The organism is Streptomyces sp. NPDC029041, assembly GCF_040637515.1.
Lineage (GTDB): Bacteria > Actinomycetota > Actinomycetes > Streptomycetales > Streptomycetaceae > Streptomyces.
Genome location: NZ_JBEZWO010000015.1, coordinates 159,562 through 176,785, shown reverse-complemented (window position 1 = coordinate 176,785; position 17,224 = coordinate 159,562). Strand labels below are relative to the sequence as shown.

Annotated in this window: 16 protein-coding genes; 14 read left to right on the top strand and 2 right to left on the bottom strand. The window is 70.1% G+C overall.

Going from position 1 to position 17,224, the window contains the following annotated elements:
• Nucleotides 1-325: 325 nt before the first annotated feature.
• The 3 genes from AB0F04_RS32275 to AB0F04_RS32265 all read left to right on the top strand — a co-directional run bounded on the left by AB0F04_RS32275 (nt 326) and on the right by AB0F04_RS32265 (nt 3,670).
• Nucleotides 326-1,831: a site-2 protease family protein gene (locus tag AB0F04_RS32275; RefSeq protein WP_362048117.1), complete on the top strand. Its 1,506-nt coding sequence runs from the start codon at nt 326-328 to the stop codon at nt 1,829-1,831.
• Nucleotides 1,832-1,870: 39 nt separating this feature from the next.
• Complete coding sequence (locus AB0F04_RS32270) at nt 1,871-2,773, top strand: tRNA (adenine-N1)-methyltransferase (RefSeq protein WP_031141913.1); 903 nt, start codon at nt 1,871-1,873, stop codon at nt 2,771-2,773.
• Nucleotides 2,774-3,091: 318 nt separating this feature from the next.
• Entirely contained in the window at nt 3,092-3,670 is a 579-nt protein-coding gene (locus AB0F04_RS32265) for a hypothetical protein (RefSeq protein ID WP_362048083.1), read from the top strand.
• A gap of 59 nt (nt 3,671-3,729) precedes the next feature.
• Here AB0F04_RS32265 and AB0F04_RS32260 read toward each other — a convergent pair whose 3' ends face one another.
• Nucleotides 3,730-4,035, bottom strand: coding sequence for a ferredoxin (locus AB0F04_RS32260; RefSeq protein ID WP_362048080.1), 306 nt, complete (start codon nt 4,033-4,035; stop codon nt 3,730-3,732).
• Nucleotides 4,036-4,280: 245 nt separating this feature from the next.
• Between AB0F04_RS32260 and arc the strand changes: the two genes are divergently transcribed.
• The 6 genes from arc (at nt 4,281) to prcA (ending at nt 10,431) form a co-directional block, all read left to right on the top strand.
• Nucleotides 4,281-6,047: a proteasome ATPase gene (gene arc, locus AB0F04_RS32255; RefSeq protein ID WP_053673879.1), complete on the top strand. Its 1,767-nt coding sequence runs from the start codon at nt 4,281-4,283 to the stop codon at nt 6,045-6,047.
• A 234-nt stretch (nt 6,048-6,281) separates the two neighbouring features.
• Nucleotides 6,282-7,793, top strand: a complete 1,512-nt coding sequence (dop, locus tag AB0F04_RS32250; RefSeq protein ID WP_362048077.1) for a depupylase/deamidase Dop — start codon at nt 6,282-6,284, stop codon at nt 7,791-7,793.
• A gap of 178 nt (nt 7,794-7,971) precedes the next feature.
• Nucleotides 7,972-8,190, top strand: a complete 219-nt coding sequence (locus tag AB0F04_RS32245) for a ubiquitin-like protein Pup (RefSeq protein ID WP_016325855.1) — start codon at nt 7,972-7,974, stop codon at nt 8,188-8,190.
• Between the two features lie 24 nt (nt 8,191-8,214).
• Complete coding sequence (locus tag AB0F04_RS32240) at nt 8,215-8,817, top strand: endonuclease VII domain-containing protein (protein WP_362048074.1); 603 nt, start codon at nt 8,215-8,217, stop codon at nt 8,815-8,817.
• Nucleotides 8,769-9,614, top strand: coding sequence for a proteasome subunit beta (gene prcB / locus AB0F04_RS32235; protein ID WP_362048071.1), 846 nt, complete (start codon nt 8,769-8,771; stop codon nt 9,612-9,614). The genes AB0F04_RS32240 and prcB overlap by 49 nt, the downstream gene beginning before the upstream one ends.
• A gap of 67 nt (nt 9,615-9,681) precedes the next feature.
• A complete protein-coding gene (prcA, locus tag AB0F04_RS32230; protein WP_362048068.1) occupies nt 9,682-10,431 on the top strand; it encodes a proteasome subunit alpha in 750 nt (249 codons plus the stop codon).
• 354 nt (nt 10,432-10,785) lie between these two features.
• Here prcA and AB0F04_RS32225 read toward each other — a convergent pair whose 3' ends face one another.
• Complete coding sequence (locus tag AB0F04_RS32225; protein ID WP_362048065.1) at nt 10,786-11,838, bottom strand: LacI family DNA-binding transcriptional regulator; 1,053 nt, start codon at nt 11,836-11,838, stop codon at nt 10,786-10,788.
• Nucleotides 11,839-11,884: 46 nt separating this feature from the next.
• On the opposite strand from AB0F04_RS32225, the gene AB0F04_RS32220 reads away from it, so the two are divergent.
• From AB0F04_RS32220 to AB0F04_RS32200, 5 genes are all read left to right on the top strand, one after another.
• The gene (locus AB0F04_RS32220) at nt 11,885-13,144 is read left to right on the top strand and encodes an MFS transporter (protein WP_362048062.1); all 1,260 of its coding nucleotides are present in this window, start codon (nt 11,885-11,887) and stop codon (nt 13,142-13,144) included.
• A 9-nt stretch (nt 13,145-13,153) separates the two neighbouring features.
• Nucleotides 13,154-14,515: a Pup--protein ligase gene (pafA, locus tag AB0F04_RS32215; RefSeq protein ID WP_104778656.1), complete on the top strand. Its 1,362-nt coding sequence runs from the start codon at nt 13,154-13,156 to the stop codon at nt 14,513-14,515.
• Between the two features lie 189 nt (nt 14,516-14,704).
• The gene (locus tag AB0F04_RS32210) at nt 14,705-15,685 is read left to right on the top strand and encodes an FKBP-type peptidyl-prolyl cis-trans isomerase (RefSeq protein ID WP_362048059.1); all 981 of its coding nucleotides are present in this window, start codon (nt 14,705-14,707) and stop codon (nt 15,683-15,685) included.
• A 56-nt stretch (nt 15,686-15,741) separates the two neighbouring features.
• On the top strand, nt 15,742-16,113 hold the full coding sequence (locus AB0F04_RS32205) for an FKBP-type peptidyl-prolyl cis-trans isomerase (RefSeq protein ID WP_030243994.1): 372 nt from the start codon (nt 15,742-15,744) through the stop codon (nt 16,111-16,113).
• 129 nt (nt 16,114-16,242) lie between these two features.
• Nucleotides 16,243-17,220, top strand: a complete 978-nt coding sequence (locus AB0F04_RS32200; RefSeq protein WP_362048056.1) for a WYL domain-containing protein — start codon at nt 16,243-16,245, stop codon at nt 17,218-17,220.
• Nucleotides 17,221-17,224 lie beyond the last annotated feature (4 nt).

The following is a 17,224-nucleotide window of genomic DNA, read 5'->3' as shown; positions in this document are numbered from 1 at the left end:
TACGGCACCGGAGCAGCCCGCTGAGGCCCCGGCGACCAGCCCTGTGGCACCGGAGCAGCCCGCAGAGGCCCCGGCGACCAGCCCTGTGGCACCGGAGCAGCCCGCAGAGGCCCCGGCGACCAGCCCTGTGGCACCGGAGCGGCCCGCTGAGGCCCAGAGGCCTGCCCCTGCGGCGTCGGACCAGCCCGCTGAGGCCCCGGCGACCAGCCCCTCGGCAGCGGACCAGCCCGCTGGTGCCACGGGACGGGCCGCTGAGGCCCCGAAGCCGGCCTCCCCGGCGACGCCCGCCGGTACCTCTCCGGCCGACGCGCCGGCGACCCGGCCGATCGCGTCGGACGGCCCTGAGAACGACTCGTGGGAGGACGAGGCCCCCACCGTCGGCCCCGCACCGGACCCGCGGACCCCGGACGCCACCGCCCCCGCCCCCGCGGAACCCGACGCCGGCCGTCCGCACCAGGGCGGCGGCATCCACCCCGACCGCGCCTACGCGAGTGGTCCCCACTCGGCGCCTTCCGCCGGCCGGCCCGAGGCGGACCGGCGGGGCCGGGCCCCGGACGCGGGCGATCAGGACCGTCCGCAGACCGCGGGCCCCGCCCCCGCCCCCGGCCACTCGAGCCACCACGGCGACCGCCCCCTCGCGCACTCCGCCGACGGCAAGGGCCCCGCCCCCCAGCGGCCCGAGCCCCGGGGCGGGCTGCTCATGGGGCGGCCCTTCGGAGTGCCCGTCTACGTCGCGCCGAGCTGGTTCCTCGTCGCCGCGCTGATCACCTGGGTGTTCGGCGGCCAGCTGGAGCGCGTGCTGCCCGAACTCGGCGCCGCCCGCTACCTGGTCTCCCTCTTCTTCGCGGTCGCCTTCTACGCATCCGTACTGGTCCACGAACTGGCCCACACGGTCGCCGCCCTCCGCTTCAAGCTCCCGGTCCGCCGCATCCAGCTCCAGTTCTTCGGCGGCGTCTCCGAGATCGAGAAGGAGGCCGAGACCCCCGGCCGCGAGTTCGTGCTCGCCTTCGTCGGGCCCCTGCTCTCCCTGGCCCTCGCCGGGGTCTTCTACGCCGCCCTGCTGGCCGTGGAACCCGGCACGGTCCCCGGCGTCCTGCTCGCCGGCCTGATGATCTCCAACCTCATCGTGGCCGCGTTCAACCTCCTGCCCGGCCTGCCCCTCGACGGCGGCCGCATGCTCCGGGCCGTGGTCTGGAAGATCACCGGCAAGCCGATGACCGGCACCATCGCCGCCGCCTGGGTCGGCCGCGCCCTCGCCGTCTCCGTCCTGATCGGCCTCCCGCTGCTGACCCAGTCCGGCGCCCTCGGCACCGACGCCGTCGACAACGTCGGCATGGACACCGTCCTCGACGCCCTGCTCGCCGCCATCCTCGCCGCGATCATCTGGACCGGCGCCGGCAACAGCCTGCGCATGGCCCGCCTGCGCGAGCACCTCCCCGAACTGCGCGCCCGGGCCCTCACCCGCCGCGCGGTCCCCGTCGAGACCGACACCCCCCTCTCCGAGGCCCTGCGCCGCGCCAACGCCGCCGGCGCCCGCGCCCTGGTCGTCGTCGACGCCGACGGCAAGCCCCTCTCGCTCGTCCGCGAGGCCGCCATCGTCGGCGTACCCGAGCACCGCCGCCCCTGGGTCGCCGTCGGCGGCCTCGCCCAGGACCTCACCGACGGCATGCGCGTCTCCGCGGAACTGTCGGGCGAGGAACTCCTCGACGCGCTCCGGGCGACCCCCGCGACCGAGTACCTCGTCGTGGAGGAGACGGGCGAGATCTACGGCGTGCTGTCGGCGGCCGACGTGGAACGGGCCTTCGTGAAGGCGATGGCCAGGCCCAGCTGAGTGGTCGGAGCCCCCTCCCGGGACCGGTAGGCTGGTCACATGTCCGAACCGACCGGTGCCGCCCGCAGGCGCGGGCCCTTCAAGGTCGGGGACCAGGTTCAGCTGACCGACCCCAAGGGCCGCCACTACACGTTCACGCTCGAGGCCGGGAAGAACTTCCACACCCACAAGGGTTCCTTCCCGCACGACGAACTGATCGGCGCTCCCGAGGGCAGCGTTGTCCGCACCACGGGGAACGTCGCCTACCTCGCGCTGCGCCCCCTGCTCCCCGACTACGTCCTGTCCATGCCCCGCGGCGCCGCCGTGGTCTACCCCAAGGACGCGGGGCAGATCCTCGCCTTCGCCGACATCTTCCCCGGCGCGCGCGTCGTGGAAGCGGGCGTCGGCTCCGGCTCGCTCAGCAGCTTCCTGCTGCGGGCCATCGGCGACCAGGGCATGCTGCACAGCTACGAGCGCCGCGCCGACTTCGCCGAAATCGCCCAGGCGAACGTGGAGCGCTACTTCGGCGGCCCGCACCCCGCCTGGCAGCTCACCGTCGGCGACCTCCAGGACAACCTGTCCGACGCCGACGTCGACCGCGTCATCCTCGACATGCTCGCCCCCTGGGAGTGCCTGGAGGCCGTCTCCAAGGCGCTCGTCCCCGGCGGCATCCTGTGCTGCTACGTGGCGACCACCACCCAGCTCGCCCGGACCGTGGAGTCCATCCGCGAGATCGGCTGCTTCAACGAGCCGACCTCCTGGGAGACGATGATCCGCAACTGGCACATCGAGGGCCTGGCCGTCCGCCCGGACCACCGGATGATCGGCCACACCGGCTTCCTGCTCACCGCCCGCCGCCTCGCCGACGGCGTCGAGCCGCCCATGCGCCGCCGCCGCCCCGCCAAGGGCGCCTACGGCGAGGACTACGCGGGGCCCAACGCCGACGGCGGCACCGCCCGCTGAAACAGCCCGTCACCGCGTCCAACGCATCGGCGCCGTGGCGGAGTTCCCCGATCCATACCGGAACTCCGCCACGGCGCCCTTTCGTTGCCGCCCCGGGTGAATGCTCCTCCGACGCCGTTGACCTGCCGCAAGAGCCCTCACGGCCCCGGGCGCGCCACAGCGCGGGCGAGGCTGCCGCGGTCCGCTGACACGGCGGCAGGAACCGTAACCCTTCCGACTTCCCCGGCACAGGACACGCACACCCCGCCGTTCCCACGGACTGTGACGTGTGGCACCATGCTGGCCACCCCACCGGCACAGCCTCAGGAGACCCTCCTAGTGCAGTCTTCCGCCGTCCCGGAGCTCGCCCACACCCACACCCGCCCCATCCACTGGCTCGCCACCGCCACGGCCGTCGCCGGCGTCGTGGCCTTCTCGTCGGTCCTGCAGCCCGGCGCGGCGACGGCCGCCCAGCCAGCCGCCCCCGAGACCAAGAGCGCTCCGGCGCACCTGACTCCGCCCGACCCGGCCACGGTGGCGTTCCCGATCGAGTGCGGCCCGGTGAAGGCCGTCGTGAAGAAACGGGCCTCCGCAGACCTCGACGGCGACGGCCGCCCCGAGACGGTGGCCGTGGTGCACTGCGACTCCCCGATGGGCACCCCGCCGGACGGCGTGTACGTCCTGACGCGCGACGCCGACGGCGCCAAGCCGCGCGTCGTGGCCACCCTGCTCGACCCCGAGGACGGCACCACGGTCACCGACTTCGCCGTACGCGACGGCGCCGTCAGGGCCACGCTCCTCGGCTACTCGTCGGCCGACGTGCCGCGTTGCTGCCCCGACGTGAAGACCGACGCGAAATGGCGTTGGCAGAACGGCTCGTTCGTCCGCTCCACGCCGGCCGGAGCGCGCAGCGTGTGAAGCATGGGCGACGGCGTGTGTGAGATATCAGACAGCAGTCACGCAACGTGCAGAAGTAGTCACTGCGCGTCCGGTCCGTACACCTCGGCCCTGTCCGAAACCCGGCGCACATGGATGCACTCGCCCGGACACTCCTTCGCGGAGTCGATCACGTCCGTGAGAAGTGGCAGCGGAACGGGCGTTGTCGCTCCCTTGTCCTGGAGCAACTCGTCGCCGGCGCTCTTCACATAGGCCAGACCGTCGATGTCCAGCTCGAACACCTCGGGCGCGTACTGGGCGCAGATGCCGTCGCCGGTACACAGGTCCTGGTCGATCCAGACCTCCAGCTCCTCGCCTTCCGCCCCGGCCACCTGCTGCACGCTCATCTCTCCTGCCGTTTCTCCGCCGGGCCGGGTCGGGAATCCGGCCAGCTCCGGCGGGTGTTGAACAGTTCGACCCTACCCTCGCCTGGGTTCCAATCATGTTCGCTGGGTATTCCCCTGGCGTGAGGGAGAGCGCAAGGGTGAAGATCGGACACACCCCGACCGTCTTTGTGATCTAGGGGTTTCAATCGACACCCGCCCAGGTAGGGTCTGGAAGCGTCCAGCTCCCCTTGGAGGAGGTGAGGACCGTGGCAGCCCACGACGACGACATGAACCGCGGCATCCGCCCGGGACGCGGGTCCGACGACCCGGCCGGGCAGATTGCCTACCTTGAGCAGGAGATCGCCGTCCTGCGACGCAAGCTCGCCGACTCTCCGCGACACACGAGGATTCTCGAAGAGCGGATCGTCGAGCTGCAGACCAATCTGGCCGGCGTGTCCGCACAGAACGAACGACTCGCCAACACGCTCCGTGAGGCCCGTGACCAGATCGTGGCCCTCAAGGAGGAGGTCGACCGGCTCGCGCAGCCGCCGGCCGGCTTCGGGGTCTTCCTGACGGCGAACGAGGACGGCACCGCCGACATCTTCACCGGCGGCCGCAAGCTCAGGGTGAACGTCAGCCCCAGCGTCGAGCTCGACGAGCTCCGGCGCGGCCAGGAAGTAATGCTCAACGAAGCGCTCAACGTGGTCGAGGCCATGGAGTTCGAGCGCGTCGGTGACATCGTCACCCTCAAGGAGATCCTCGAGGACGGCGAGCGGGCCCTCGTGCTCGGACACACCGACGAGGAGCGGGTGGTACGGCTCGCCGAGCCGCTGCTGGACGTGAACATCCGGCCCGGCGACGCCCTGCTGCTCGAACCCCGCTCGGGCTACGTCTACGAGATCGTCCCGAAGAGCGAGGTCGAGGAACTCGTCCTCGAAGAAGTCCCCGACATCGGCTACGAACAGATCGGCGGCCTCGGCGGCCAGATCGAGGCCATCCGCGACGCGGTCGAGCTGCCGTACCTCTACCCCGACCTGTTCAAGGAGCACGAGCTGAGGCCGCCGAAGGGCGTCCTGCTGTACGGGCCCCCCGGATGCGGCAAGACGCTCATCGCCAAGGCCGTGGCCAACTCACTCGCCAAGAAGGTCGCCGAGGTGACCGGCCAGGCCGCCGGCAAGAGCTTCTTCCTCAACATCAAGGGCCCCGAGCTCCTGAACAAGTACGTCGGTGAGACGGAGCGGCAGATCCGCCTCGTCTTCCAGCGGGCCCGTGAGAAGGCCAGCGAGGGCACGCCCGTCATCGTCTTCTTCGACGAGATGGAGTCCCTCTTCCGCACCCGCGGCTCCGGTGTCAGCTCGGACGTGGAGAACACCATCGTCCCGCAGCTGCTCGCCGAGATCGACGGTGTGGAGGGCCTGCAGAACGTGGTCGTGATCGGCGCCTCCAACCGCGAGGACATGATCGACCCCGCCATCCTGCGGCCCGGTCGGCTCGACGTGAAGATCAAGATCGAGCGTCCGGACGCCGAGGCGGCCAAGGACATCTTCGGCAAGTACCTCACGGAGCGCCTCCCGCTGCACGGCGACGACCTCGGCGAGCACGCCGGCGACAAGGGCGCCACGGTCCAGAACATGATCCAGACGGCCGTGGAGCACATGTACGCCGAATCCGAGGAGAACCGCTTCCTGGAGGTCACCTACGCCAACGGTGACAAGGAAGTCCTCTATTTCAAGGACTTCAACTCCGGCGCCATGATCGAGAACATCGTCGGCCGCGCCAAGAAGATGGCGATCAAGGACTTCCTCGAGAAGAACCAGAAGGGCCTCCGCGTCTCCCACCTCCTCCAGGCCTGCGTGGACGAGTTCAAGGAGAACGAGGACCTGCCGAACACCACCAACCCGGACGACTGGGCCCGCATCTCCGGAAAGAAGGGCGAACGGATCGTGTACATCCGTACGCTCATCACCGGAAAGCAGGGCGCGGACACCGGACGCTCCATCGACACGGTGGCGAATACCGGTCAGTACCTGTAAAAGGCAGGGCGGCTGCGGGTGCCCTCGACGGGTACCCGCAGCCGACTGTTTTTCGGGCCACGGCTGGAGCAACGCAATGACGCAAATGATCTCCCCACCAGCGCAAAGGCGTTCTAGGCTCTTGCGTACCGCCGAGTCGCGCAGTGCGGGGACGGGCACCGCACACGCAACCGAGCGCCAGCGGTATCTGAGCGGCGCCCACGACCGAGGGTGCCGCCGGGCAAGGAGGGCCGCATGACCGTACGGCGAGTAATGGGCATCGAGACGGAGTACGGGATCTCCGTCCCCGGCCACCCCAACGCCAATGCCATGCTCACCTCGTCCCAGATCGTGAACGCCTACGCGGCTGCGATGCACCGGGCCCGCCGGGCTCGCTGGGACTTCGAGGAGGAGAACCCGCTGCGGGACGCGCGAGGCTTCGACCTCGCCCGCGAGGCCGCCGACTCCAGCCAGCTCACCGACGAGGACATCGGCCTGGCCAACGTGATCCTCACCAACGGTGCACGGCTCTACGTCGACCACGCGCACCCCGAGTACAGCTCCCCGGAGGTGACCAACCCCCGGGACGCCGTCCTCTGGGACAAGGCCGGCGAGCGGATCATGGCCGAGGCCGCCGAACGGGCCGCGCAGCTGCCCGGGGCCCAGCCGATCCACCTGTACAAGAACAACACCGACAACAAGGGCGCGTCCTACGGCACGCACGAGAACTACCTGATGAAGCGGGAGACCCCCTTCTCGGACATCGTGCGCCACCTGACGCCCTTCTTCGTCTCCCGCCAGGTCTTCGCCGGAGCAGGGCGCGTCGGCATCGGCCAGGACGGACACGAACACGGCTTCCAGCTCAGCCAGCGGGCCGACTACTTCGAGGTCGAGGTCGGCCTCGAGACGACGCTCAAGCGCCCGATCATCAACACCCGCGACGAGCCGCACGCGGACGCCGAGAAGTACCGGCGCCTGCACGTGATCATCGGCGACGCGAACCTGTCGGAGATCTCGACCTACCTCAAGCTGGGCACGACCGCGCTGGTCCTGTCGATGATCGAGGACGGTTTCATCGCCGTCGACCTGGCCGTCGACCAGCCCGTCCGCACCCTCCACCAGGTCTCGCACGACCCCTCGCTGAAGCGCCTGGTCACCCTCCGCAGCGGCCGCACGCTCACCGCGGTCCAGCTGCAGATGGAGTACTACGAACTGGCGCGCAAGTACGTGGAGGAGCGGTTCGGGGCCGACGCCGACGAACAGACCAAGGACGTCCTGTCCCGCTGGGAGGACACCCTCACCCGTCTGGAGCACGACCCGATGAGTCTGGCCGGAGAGCTCGACTGGGTCGCCAAGCGGGAGCTGATGGAGGGCTACCGGCGCCGGGACAGCCTCGACTGGGACGCGGCGCGCCTGCACCTGGTCGACCTCCAGTACGCCGACGTACGGCCCGAGAAGGGCCTGTACAACCGTCTGGTGGCCCGCGGGCGCATGAAGCGGCTGCTGGCCGACGCGGACGTGGAGCGGGCCCGCACGGTGCCGCCTGAGGACACCCGGGCCTACTTCCGCGGCCGCTGCCTGGAGCAGTACGCGGACGACGTCGCCGCGGCCTCCTGGGACTCGGTGATCTTCGACCTGCCGGGCCGGGACTCGCTGCAGCGCGTCCCAACCCTGGAACCGCTTCGCGGAACGCGTAATCACGTCAAGGAGCTCCTCGACCGCTGCCGCACCGCGGAAGACCTGGTCAGGGTCCTGTCGGGCGGGTGACCCCGATGAACGGGTACTCGTCCGTAACCAGCCGGACAGGGTGGAAAGTCCCTGGTCCGGGAATCATCGAGGTGGTCCCCGTACGTTGGAGCAACTGCGGGGCCATTGTCAGACCCGGCGAGTAGGGTCTGATCTTGACCGAGCAACTGTGTCGGGCGAACCGAGCGGGGTGAGGGATATGGCGACCAAGGACACCGGCGGCGGACAGCAGAAGGCCACCCGGTCCACGGAGGAGGTCGAGGAGCAGGCGCAGGACGCGCAGGCTTCGGAGGACCTCAAGGAGCGTCAGGAGAAGCTGAGCGACGACGTGGACTCGGTTCTGGACGAGATCGACGACGTACTCGAGGAGAACGCAGAGGACTTCGTTCGGAGTTTCGTTCAGAAAGGCGGCCAGTAGCCTTCGAATCGAAGGTTGCGGGGGATGTTCGGCTTGGTGAATGAAGAGGGCGTGAGACGCTGCTCGCGGTGCAAGGAGCAGAAGCCGCGAGCAGCGTTCGCCAAGAACAAGTCCATGCGTGACGGCTTGCAGGCTTACTGCCGGGAATGTGCGGCCGCTTACCACCAGCAGAGGCAGGTGGCCAAGGGGCGCAACATTCGACCCAGGGTGGAGGTGCCCGAAGGGCACAAGTACTGCCGCACCTGTAGTGAGATCAAGCCGCACAGTGAGTGGACGCGGAACAGTAGCGCTTCGGACGGCCTGGCGACCCTCTGTAAGGCCTGCAAGGCGGTGAAGGGTCGTGCAGGTCACCTGAAGCGCCATTACGGCCTCACCGAAGCCGAGCGGGACGAGATGGTCGCCTCCCAGATGGGGCTCTGCGTCATCTGCCTAAAGGCCCCAGCCGCCCATGTGGATCACTGCCACAAGACGGGTAGGGTCCGTGGCGTACTGTGCTTCAACTGCAATTCGGCCATCGGCAAGTTGGGAGACGACCCCGACGCCGTCCGCCGGGCCGCCGCTTACTTGGAAGGAATCGCGTGGAAGCCAACACTCGTAGCACCGGGCGTCTACCGGCTGCCTTCCTGACGCCAGGGTCTTCCTCCTTCATGGACTTCCTGTCGGAACACCAGCCGGAGATCCTGCCGGGCAACCGGCAACTGCCTCCCACCCAGGGCGTGATCGAGGCACCGCACGGGACCACGATCGTCGCCGTGACGTTCCCCGGCGGTGTGGTCCTCGCCGGTGACCGGCGGGCCACCATGGGCAATGTCATCGCGCAGCGGGACATCGAGAAGGTCTTCCCGGCCGACGAGTACTCGGCGGTGGGCATCGCCGGTACGGCGGGCCTGGCCGTGGAGATGGTGAAGCTGTTCCAGCTGGAGCTGGAGCACTTCGAGAAGGTCGAGGGTGCGCAGCTGTCCCTGGAGGGCAAGGCGAACCGGCTGTCGACGATGATCCGCTCCAACCTCGGCATGGCCATGCAGGGCCTGGCCGTGGTGCCGCTGTTCGCGGGGTACGACGTGGACCGTGACAGGGGCCGCATCTTCTCCTACGACGTCACCGGCGGCCGCTCCGAGGAGCACAACTACGCGGCCACCGGTTCCGGGTCGATCTTCGCGCGCGGCGCGATGAAGAAGCTCTTCCGGGACGACCTCAGCGAGGCCGAGGCCACGACGCTCGTGGTGCAGGCGCTCTACGACGCGGCAGACGACGACTCGGCGACCGGTGGTCCCGATGTCGCCCGCCGGATCTATCCCATCGTCACCGTGATCACCGATGACGGCTTCCGCCGGCTGACCGAGGACGAGGCGTCCGAGATCGCGCGCTCGGTCCTTGAGCGGCGGCTGGAGCAGCCCGACGGGCCGCGGGCCGCGCTGCTGTAGCGGCGATCGTCTTCGTGAGGGTGGTCCAGTGAACCGACGGAATCTTCCAGAGAGGGACGGATAACCGGTGTCGACGCCGTTCTATGTCTCACCCCAGCAGCAGATGGCCGACCGGGCGGAGTACGCCCGCAAGGGCATCGCTCGTGGTCGCAGCCTGGTCGTGCTGCAGTTCGCCGACGGCATCGTGTTCGTCGGGGAGAACCCGTCCCGTGCGCTGCACAAGTTCAGCGAGATCTACGACCGGATCGGCTTCGCGGCCGCCGGCAAGTACAACGAGTACGAGAACCTGCGGATCGGGGGCGTGCGGTACGCCGACCTGCGGGGTTACACCTACGACCGGGACGATGTGACGGCCCGGGGCCTGGCGAACGTGTACGCGCAGACGCTGGGCACGATCTTCTCGAGTGTCGGGGAGAAGCCGTACGAGGTGGAGCTGGTCGTGGCCGAGGTCGGGGAGACCACGGAGCAGGACCAGATCTACCGGCTGCCGCACGACGGCTCCATCGTGGACGAGCACGGCTCGGTCGCGGTGGGGGGCAACGCGGAGCAGATCAGCAGCTACCTGGACCAGCGTCACCGGGACGACATGACGTTGGCCGAGGCGCTGAAGCTGGCGGTGCAGTCCCTGTCCCGCGACACCAACGGCAGTGAGCGGGAGATCCCCGCGGAGCGGCTGGAAGTGGCCGTGCTGGACCGTACGCGCCCGCAGAAGCGCAAGTTCAAGCGGATCAGCGGGCGGCAGTTGTCGCGGCTGCTGGGTGCGGACGCGGGCGCGGACGCCGCGCAGGAGGCGACGTCGGAGGACGAGGCCGAGTAGTTCTGACGTGTGTGGCGCGCCCCGGCCGGAGTGATCGTGGCCGGGGCGCGTCGCCGTGCGCGGGTGCGTGGCCGGTTCGCCTTGCGTGGGGTGGTGGGTCGGGGCCGCGCCGGGGGGTGTCCGTCCTCGGAACGTCGCGATGGGGTTGCGTGCCGACTGACTGTGTGTTGACGCGACAACCGCTGCGGGCGGACACCCCCCGACACGGCCCCTTCTCGCCGTACGCGGGTGCGGGAGCGTCTCGGCTCAGCCTGCGGGCAGTCGTGCCGCTGGGGCGGCACGGGTGGGCGCAGGCGGCACCCCGCTCCGCCGGGTTGGGGTCCCACCCGGCTCCAGCCCCCACGACCGGCACGGCTAGCGAGGCGGTGCCGTAGAGCCCCGTACGACCAGCTGGACCGGGATGTCCCCGCTCTCGGGCTCGTGGCCCTCCAGCACGGCCAGGAGGGCCCGCATGCCCCGCTCTCCGAACAGCTCCGCGTCCAGGCGGACCGTCGTCAGCTCCGGGTCGATGGCTGTGGCCAGGGCGAGATCGTCCAGGCCCGTGACCGACAGGTCGTCGGGGATGCGCAGGCCCAGGCGGCGGGCCGCCTTGTAGGCCCCGGCGGCGAGTTTGTCGTCGTCACAGACGACGGCGGTGGGGCGGACGCCCGACTCCGAGAGGGCGGTCTGCGTGGCGGCCTGGGCGCCCTCGATGGAGATGGGGGCCCGGGCCGTGCGCATCGACGTGCCCGGTACCGCCGACAGGCGGGCCGTCAGCTCCCGGGCGCGTACCTCGAAGGTCCAGGAGGGGACGTCCGCCGCCAGGTGGAGGAAGTGGCGGTGGCCCAGGGACAGCAGGTGCTCCGTGGCCTGGCGGACGCCGTCGGCGATGTCCAGGTTCACCGTCGCCGCCCCCAGACTGCCGTGCGGGTCGCTGTCCAGCATCACCAGCGGCAGTGCCTCGCCGCGGATCGCGGTCAGGGCGTCCGCGGCCATGGACGAGGCGATCACGCCGTCCAGTGCGGTCTGCGCGGAGGCGAAGGGGTCGCGGGCCGGGCCGATGCCTTCGGGGGAGGGGTAGAGGACCACGCCGAAGCCGTGCTGGGCGGCGACGCGGGCGGCGCCCGTGTAGACGCCGGCGAAGAATTCCGTGGTGAGGGCGGGGACGACCAGGAGGACCGTGCGGGTGCGGCCCAGGCGCAGGTTGCGGGCGGCCAGGTTCGGGCGGTAGCCCAGGTCGCGGGCGGCCTCCCGGACGCGCTCCGCCGTGGCCTCGGAGACCCGGCCGCGCCATTTGTCGCCGAGGACCAGGGACACGGCCGCCTGGGAGACGCCGGCGGCCTGGGCGACGTCCCGGCTCGTGGGGCGTGTGCTGCCTCGTACCACCGTCGGCCTGCTCCTTCGTCTGGACCCGTGAACAGCGGCCATGGTACGTATGGAGTCCGACGTTATACGTAAAACCTAGGGGCGGGACATGGCCACGGGATACCTGGAAATCCTTCGGGCGCGACATGCCGCCCGGCTGCTCGTCGGCACGCTGGTGGGCAGGCTGCCCAACGCCACGGCCGCCATCGCGATCCTGCTGTTCGTCCGGGCGGAGGGCGGCACCTACAGCCTGGCGGGGGCGCTGGCGGCCGTGTACGGCGTCGCCAACGCCGTCGGGCAGCCCGTGCTGGGCCGGATCGTGGACCTGCGGGGGCAGCCGCGGGTGCAGCTGCCGGCCGCGGTCCTGTCCGGGCTGTCGATGGCCCTCTTCGCCTTCGCCGGTATCGGGTCGCTGCCGCTCGCGTACGCCGCCGTGGCCGGTGCCGGGCTCTTCACGCCGCCGCTGGAGGGCGGGCTGCGGGCGCTGTGGCCCTCCGTGCTGCGCAGGGAGGACCAGGTGCACACGGCGTACGCCATGGACGCCGTGGCCCAGGAGGTGATGTTCACCGTCGGGCCGCTGCTCGTGACGCTGTGCGTGTCCCTGTGGTCCACCCAGGCCGCGTTGCTCGTGATCAACGCCGTCGGCGTGCTCGGGGCGCTGTCCGTGGTGGTCTCGGAGCCCTCGCGCACCTGGCGGTCCGCGCCGCGCGAGGCGCACTGGCTGGGCGCGCTGCGCTCGCCCGGGCTGCTCGCGCTGCTGGCGGCCTTCCTGTTCATCGGGATGGCCCTCGGGTCCATCACGGTGGCCTCCGTGCCCTATGCGGACGAGCACGGCGGGGACGCCGTCTACGGCTGGCTGATGGCGGCCTTGGGCTTCGGCGCGCTGGTCGGCGGCACCGTGTACGGCGCCCGGCAGTGGGCCGGTGAGCCCGCGCGGCGACTGCGGGTGCTGGTGGCCCTTCTGGTGGTGTGTTATCTGCCGCTGATGCTGATGCCGGACGCGGTTCCCATGGTCGCGCTGACCGCGCTCGCCGGGGTCTTCCTCGCGCCCGCCATCGCCTGCGCGTTCGTCCTCGTCGACCGGCACGCCCCGCGCGGCACCGTCACCGAGGCGTTCTCCTGGCTGGTGACGACGTTCACCGTGGGCCACTCGGCCGGAACGGGCGTAGCGGGGCCCGTCGTCGAGCTGGGCGGTGCCCTGTGGGGCTTCGCCGTGCCGGCCGTCGCGGGCGGCGTGTCCCTGCTGGTTTTGGCCGCCACAGGACGGGTAGTCGCAGCTCCCGGCCGGGGAGCGGTTGTTGCGACCGGTTCGGAAAATGATCCGAACCGTGCCGTCGAACCCCGTTTCAGTTCGGGGGATCGGGCGTAATGTTCCCTCATGGACCGCCGCATTTTCGGGCTGGAGAACGAGTACGGCGTCACGTGCACGTTCAGGGGACAGCGCCGCCTGTCTCCTGACGAGGTGGCGCGGTACCTCTTCCGCCGTGTCGTGTCATGGGGCCGAAGCAGCAACGTCTTTCTGCGAAACGGCGCCCGCCTCTATCTCGACGTGGGATCGCATCCGGAATACGCGACACCGGAATGCGACAACGTGACCGAACTGGTCACCCACGACAAAGCGGGCGAGCGCATTCTCGAAGGACTCCTGGTGGACGCCGAACGACGCCTGCACGAGGAGGGAATCGCGGGCGACGTCTACCTCTTCAAGAACAACACCGACTCGGCGGGCAACTCCTACGGCTGCCACGAGAACTATCTGGTGGCGCGGCACGGGGAGTTCTCCCGACTCGCGGACATTCTCATTCCGTTCCTGGTCACCCGCCAGCTGCTGTGCGGTGCGGGCAAGGTGCTGCAGACACCGCGCGGCGCCGTGTACTGCGTCAGCCAGCGCGCCGAGCACATCTGGGAGGGCGTCTCCTCGGCGACGACCCGTTCCCGGCCCATCATCAACACGCGTGACGAGCCGCACGCGGACGCCGAGCGCTACCGTCGCCTGCACGTCATCGTGGGCGACTCCAACATGTCCGAGACGACCATGCTGCTCAAGGTCGGTGCCACCGACCTGGTGCTGCGCATGATCGAGGCGGGCACGGTGATGCGGGACCTGACCCTGGAGAACCCCATCCGGGCGATCCGCGAGGTCAGCCACGACATCACCGGCCGCCGCAAGGTGCGCCTGGCCAGCGGACGCGAGGCCTCCGCCCTGGAGGTGCAGCGCGAGTACTACGAGAAGGCCCTGGACTTCTGCGAGCGCCGGGGCATCCGCACCGGCACCGTCGAGCAGGTCCTGGAGCTGTGGGGCCGCACGCTGGACGCGATCGAGTCCGAGGACCTCGACCGCATCGGCACCGAGATCGACTGGGTCATGAAGTACAAGCTCATCGAGCGGTACCGCGCCAAGCACAACATGACCATGTCGCATCCGAGGGTCGCGCAGATAGACCTCGCCTACCACGACATCCACCGGCGTCGTGGCCTGTACTACCTGCTCGAGAAGAAGGGCCAGGCGGCGCGTATCTGCAACGACCTGAAGATCTTCGAGGGCAAGTCCGTCCCGCCGCAGACCACGCGCGCCCGGCTGCGCGGGGACTTCATCCGGCGGGCCCAGGAACAGCGCCGGGACTTCACGGTCGACTGGGTCCACCTGAAGCTCAACGACCAGGCTCAGCGGACCGTGCTGTGCAAGGACCCGTTCCGTTCGGTGGACGACCGGGTGGAAAAGCTGATCGCCGGAATGTGAGCCGGATCCGGCCCGTCCGGGAAGCCGATGCCCGAGGGTTTTCGTGCCTTCGGGCATCGGTGTTTTTCCGCCGTCTCCGCCTGTGCGGGAGCGGCCGTGGCGGCGTCGTGTCGCGTGATGTGGGGAGTGTGGAGCGGCTACGCCGTAGAGTGGCGGGCATTGCCCCCACCTCCGATCCCAGTTGGACTGATGAACTACAACACGAAACGACTCGTGGCCGCGCTGCTGGCCGTTCCCGCCCTGTTGTTCACCGCCGCGTGCGGATCGGACGACGGCAACAACGGTGATGCGGCGGGAGGCGTCGCCGAGGTCAAGGGGAAGGTCGGGGCGAAGCCCGAGATCTCCGTCCCCAAGGACGGCAAGCCGTCCGACAAGACCGTGGTCAAGACGCTCTCGGCGGGCACCGGAACGCCGATCAAGGGCTCGGACTTCGTCCGTCTGGACTGGACCGTCGAGAAGTGGGGCGGTGACCAGGAGCTCGGCGGCACCTGGGCCGCGGGGTCGACGGGTGACAAGGCGCCCCGGCGGCAGTCCATCGAGCAGGTCGGCAAGCAGAGCCAGCAGCTTCCCGCCAAGGTCCTCGACGCGGTGAAGGGCAAGAAGCCCGGCAGCCGTGTCCTGGTGCAGGGCACCGCGGGTGATCTGATCGGCCAGAGCCTGAACACGTCCTCCGGGATCTCCGCGAAGGACGTGCTGATCTGGGTGGTCGACCCGGTGGGTGCCGCGAGCGTCGACGCCAAGGCCGAGGCCAAGGGCGAGCAGGCGCCTTCAGAGCCGGGCATGCCCGAGGTGAAGTCGCCGTCGCAGAAGGCCGCGGTCATCACCGTCCCCAAGGGTGAGAAGGCTCCCAAGGACCTCAAGGAGCAGGTGCTGATCAAGGGCGACGGCAAGAAGGTCGAGGCCGGCCAGGGCCTCATCGCCCAGTACACCGGGGTCAAGTGGGAGGACGGCAAGAAGTTCGACTCCTCCTGGGACCACGGCGGCGCCACCGCCTTCCAGATCGGCAACGGGTCCGTGGTGGCAGGCTGGGACAAGGGCCTCGTCGGCAAGCACGTGGGCGACCGGGTGCTGCTGGTGATTCCGCCCTCGCTCGGCTACGGCGCCAGCCCGAGCAGCGAGCTGGCCAAGAACACTCTGGTCTTCACGGTGGACATCCTCGGCACGGTCTGACCCGGCCGGTCTGTGAGACTGTTCCCGACGCAGGTCACGTAACAAGGAGAGATGAAGTGAGCATCGACAAGCCCGAGATCGACTTCCCGGGCGGCGAGCCCCCGGCGGACCTCGAGATCAAGGACATCTGGGAGGGCGACGGCCCGGTCGCGCAGGCCGGCCAGACCGTCACCGTGCACTACGTGGGTGTCTCCTTCAGCACCGGCGAGGAGTTCGACGCCAGCTGGAACCGCGGCACCCCGTTCCGCTTCCCGCTGGGTGGCGGCCGGGTCATCAAGGGCTGGGACCAGGGCGTGCAGGGCATGAAGGTCGGCGGCCGCCGCCAGCTGACCATCCCCGCGCACCTCGCCTACGGCAACCAGAGCCCGACCCCGGCGATCAAGCCCGGCGAGACGCTGATCTTCGTGGTCGACCTGCTCGGAGTCTGAGCAGGCTTCGAACAGACTCGATCATGTGGGGCCCATGCCTGCTCGGGCATGGGCCCTCGGCTTTTGCCGTGCCACCGTGTGGCGGTACGGTCATCGCTCGTAAGCACCATAGGGAGGCGAAGCGCGTCGATGGCCATTGCCAAGGCAGAGCGGCTGATGAATCTGGCGCTGTGTCTGCTCGGGACGCGGCGCCCGCTCAGCAAGCGTGAGCTGCGTGACTCCATCGAGGCCTACGTCGAGGCCTTCGGGCCGGGCAGCGGCACGACCGGCTCCGATGATTCCTTCAACCGTATGTTCGAGCGCGACAAGGACGACCTGCGCGAGCTGGGGCTGGTCATCGAGACGGTCGAGAGCCTCGACGGCGAGATCGGCTACATGGCCCGCCGTGACAGCAACCGCCTGCCGCCCATCACCCTGGACGCCGAGGAGGCCGCCGCCCTCGGGCTGGCCGCCAAGGTGTGGCAGCAGGCCCGGCTCGCCGGCGCGGCCAGCGGGGCCCTGCAGAAACTGCGCGCGGCCGGGCTCCCCGAGGACGTCGACCCGTACGGGTCGCACGGCGCGCTGGAGCCGCGCATCCCGGTGCACGAGGCCGCGTTCGAGCCGCTGATGCTGGCCTGCCGGGACCGCAGGCCCGTCGTCTTCGACTACCGCAAGGCCACCGCCGCCCGCCCCGAGCAGCGGCACGTGGAGCCGTGGGCGCTGGAGTGCTGGCGGGGTCACTGGTACCTGGCGGGCTGGGACCGCGACCGGGGTGCCGAGCGGGTCTTCCGGCTGTCCCGGATCACCGGCAAGGTCCGCTCGCGCGGCGGCCGTTACACCGCCGAGGTGCCGGACGTCGTCACCGTCCGGGAGACCGTCGCGAGCTGGGCCGGGGAGGTCGCCGACCGTTCGGCGCGGATCCGGCTGCGTGCCGGGGCGGGGTACCCCCTTCGGGCGAGGGCCACCTCCGTCCGGGAACTCGGCGACGGCTGGGACGAGTTGGAGATTCCGTACGGTCACGGGCTGGACGCCTGGCTGGTGGAGTTCGGGCCGGACGTGGTCGTCCTGGAGCCCGCCGAGCTGCGGGCCGACGTGGTGGACCGGCTGCGGGCCGTGGCCAAGGGCTGAGGGG